Here is a 3,206-nt window from a genome sequence, read left to right as displayed (position 1 = left end):
AGAACTACCTGACGATTACATCCTTTCTCAGCACAGCAAGAAAACAAGGTATAGATGCATTTGTTGCTCTGACCTCTGCTTTTAATGGTAAGGCTGAGAAGATTATTTTAGGGGTAGGTTCTGAGTAGTTACGCTTTTTCTTTTAATTTCATCTCAAAAAGGGTCTTATTACCAGCTGTTCCCTTAATAGGATAATCCTCTAATAAATTTATACCTCTTTTTCTTGAAACATGTTCATGATAAGCTTGTTTCATAGCATCTTCCTTTAGATTTTTGATTTTTCCAAGAGGTTTTACATTCACTCTGTAGCTCATTTCCTTCTGAGTTTTAGATAGCATAAGCTCAGTTCTTGCAGCATTGATTATTTGCTCTCTATCATGATTTATCTTAAGAACAGCATTTGGCTTTGATAACTGCAATGGAGCTAAAAACACACCTAGGATGATCGCAATAACCATCGCTACCATGCAAATTCTCAAATGCAGTTCAAGGAGCTTTTTCTTTGTCACAAGGATATACTCAAAAAAATATTATTCAAATTGCTCAGTATTACCAGAGCCAACTCTTACTATAGATGGAACTCCATCCTCAAAAACGATAACCGTAGTTGGTGAGGTAGTAAGAACACCACCGTCAGCTATAAGATCAACAACAGATCCTATTCTGTCATTTATCTCAACAGGATCATTCTGAGCAATCTCATCACCAGGAAGAATAAGAGAACAGCTCATCAAAGGAGCATCAAGTTCTGCAATAATTGCATCAAGAATAGCGTTTTTAGGAACTCTGATACCGATTGTCTTTCTTTTTTCATTCATCAGTCTTTTTGGAACAATTTTTGTTGCAGGTAGAATAAATGTATAAGCTCCTGGTGTATTGTTCTTCAACAGTCTGAATACAGAGTTGTCAACTCTTGCATATTCTGAGATTTCAGATAAATCTCTACATAAAAGCGTAAAGTTGTGATGTTTGTCTACCTGACGGATCCTTGCAATACGCTCTACAGCATTTTTGTTTTCAAGCTTACAGCACAGTGCATAGGCTGAATCTGTTGGCAGTACAGCAACACCGCCGTCATTGATGATAGAACAAATCTGAGAAATAAAACGTTTTTGTGGGTTATCAGGGTGAACTGTAATATATTGTGCTGTCATTTTATATTCTTCCTAAAACGAGGGCACCTTAAGGTGCCCATCATCATTTAAGGTATCTGAGCTGAATTATCCGGTTGATTTATTTTCTCATCAGAATTTGATTCTGTCTTTTCAACAGTGATATCATTCGCCGCACTCATGGATTTATTCACTTCAACTGATTTTTTTTCGCTGTCATTATTCACAAAAGAATTTTCTGAAAACTCATTATTGCTTCTGGTAGTAACAACAGCATCAGCCTTTCTGTCTGATACAAATGCTTCTACATCAGTAACAATATCCATAAGCTTAAAGATCTGCTCTAGTGGCATTCTCTCTAAAGGTAGCTTTGCACGTCTGCCAAAAACTCCGGCAGCCAACATATTGTAAAGCATAGATTCCTGATCGGTTAAAGCCATAGAGGAATTGAGTTCTTCGATTTCAATATCGTCAAATGACCATAAATCTTTAGCAGAAACAAAGATATCCTTGTTTAAAGTCAGAGATTTTGTATTTGGCAGATAAACACGGATATTATTGATAATTGCAAAAGATCTCATTTCAATACCAGACAGATAAGCGCACTGAGCATGTGCAACCCATGAAATCTTGCAGATATCTGACAGTTTAGATGGGAGTACAATAATTACTACACCAGGAATATCAGGAATTGACAATGCTGTTGCTAAATCATCAACGAAATAAACCTTTCTTGGTTTTATATCAAGTTTAGCCAGATCCTTTACAGTAATACCCAGATCACGAAGACCGCCTACCTTTGATCTTAGAACATTGTCAAGTAGAACTACTCTAACAGTCTGAGGAGGAGGTAGTAATCCCAACTGCAGAAGATCTTTTCTTACAGGATTTAAATCAAGATAATCACGAAGGAAATTGAGGATAAGGAATCTGTGAGATTCAAACCACAAAGTATCAATGCCGCGTACAGGGATCTGACGAATAAAAGAATTAGAGTTCTTGTGAGAACACAACCATTTGCATACCTGAACAAATCTTATAAAATCACTGTCATCTAAAGATGTCAGATAGTGAATGTTCTCAACACCAGCATCAATTAGATCAGGTAATTCATGCTGCAGAGCTTTTAATCTGGATTCTGCTGAATGGAATTCAACAAGGTGTCCTGCCCATGTTGCAATATCATCGATCTTTTCAAAAACAAGATGAATAGGTACCTCAATAGTACCGATATCAGGATAGGTTTTCTCAATAAAATCGACCTTTCCTGCTGTGATTTCCTTATGCCAGTCTGCACAGAATTTTATGAATTCATCCTTATTTGCAACAACATCCTCATCACGTGTAGGAGCACCTAAATAGATACGAACTGCATCTGCAGGCTTATTGTTTTTGATTGAATCACTGATCCATGCAATTACTTTACTTTTGTAGAGTGCATTAATTTCTGCACGAATACTGTTGCGGGTCTTCACTTAATAGCTCCTTAAAGCATACTTATATAGTTGTTGTTATAATAAAATCATTAAATGAATATGTATATCAACAAGTTATTATTTTTGAACTTAATACACAAAAATAATAGTCCATTTTGGCTAGATTTCCAAAAATAACTACAAACAGCACTATTAATTATCGCTTTTTTATTAATTGTCACGATTTATAATGTGCACTACTAAGTATAAAGATATAGTTATAAGTTAAAAAGGATTTAATTTGTCTTATCCTAAGATTGACAATAATAGACACGATTTCAAATATAATCTACTGCTATCATTTGAATTAACAGTAAATTCAGCTAAACTACATATAGTTACTATATATTCTGGATATAAAAATGACTGAAAAGACATTCAAACCATTGCCACTTGGCAATGAGGACTTTGCATATATCATTCAAAATGGTGGTTATTATATTGATAAGACCTCTTATATAAAAAAAGTCTTTACCAATCTCTCTCCTGTGATCCTTTTTACAAGACCAAGACGCTTTGGTAAAACACTGCTTATGGATATGTTTGCCACATATTTAACTATTGGCAAAGATGGCAGTGATAACAGAGAATACAAAGAAAAACTCTTTGAAGGTCTTGA

Annotated in this window: 4 protein-coding genes; 1 reads left to right on the top strand and 3 read right to left on the bottom strand. The window is 35.0% G+C overall.

Annotated elements, in window-relative coordinates; all coding sequences use genetic code 11:
- Window positions 1–128: 128 nt before the first annotated feature.
- The 3 genes from ACJML3_RS00955 to ACJML3_RS00945 all read right to left on the bottom strand — a co-directional run bounded on the left by ACJML3_RS00955 (window position 129) and on the right by ACJML3_RS00945 (window position 2,587).
- On the bottom strand, window positions 129–467 hold the full coding sequence (locus tag ACJML3_RS00955; RefSeq protein WP_406019825.1) for a hypothetical protein: 339 nt from the start codon (window positions 465–467) through the stop codon (window positions 129–131).
- A gap of 63 nt (window positions 468–530) precedes the next feature.
- Window positions 531–1,154, bottom strand: coding sequence for an L-threonylcarbamoyladenylate synthase (locus ACJML3_RS00950; RefSeq protein WP_406019823.1), 624 nt, complete (start codon window positions 1,152–1,154; stop codon window positions 531–533).
- A gap of 47 nt (window positions 1,155–1,201) precedes the next feature.
- Window positions 1,202–2,587 (bottom strand): DUF3322 domain-containing protein, encoded by a 1,386-nt coding sequence (locus tag ACJML3_RS00945; RefSeq protein ID WP_406019821.1) that lies wholly within the window; start codon window positions 2,585–2,587, stop codon window positions 1,202–1,204.
- Window positions 2,588–2,949: 362 nt separating this feature from the next.
- On the opposite strand from ACJML3_RS00945, the gene ACJML3_RS00940 reads away from it, so the two are divergent.
- The coding region (locus ACJML3_RS00940; RefSeq protein ID WP_406019819.1) for an AAA family ATPase at window positions 2,950–3,206 on the top strand (257 nt) is incomplete at its 3' end.

The organism is Succinivibrio sp. (genome assembly GCF_045124615.1).
In the GTDB taxonomy this organism is placed as follows: Bacteria; Pseudomonadota; Gammaproteobacteria; order Enterobacterales; family Succinivibrionaceae; genus Succinivibrio; species Succinivibrio faecicola.
The sequence above is the reverse complement of the archived record's forward strand: the minus strand, read 5'-3'. Positions and strand labels throughout refer to the sequence as shown.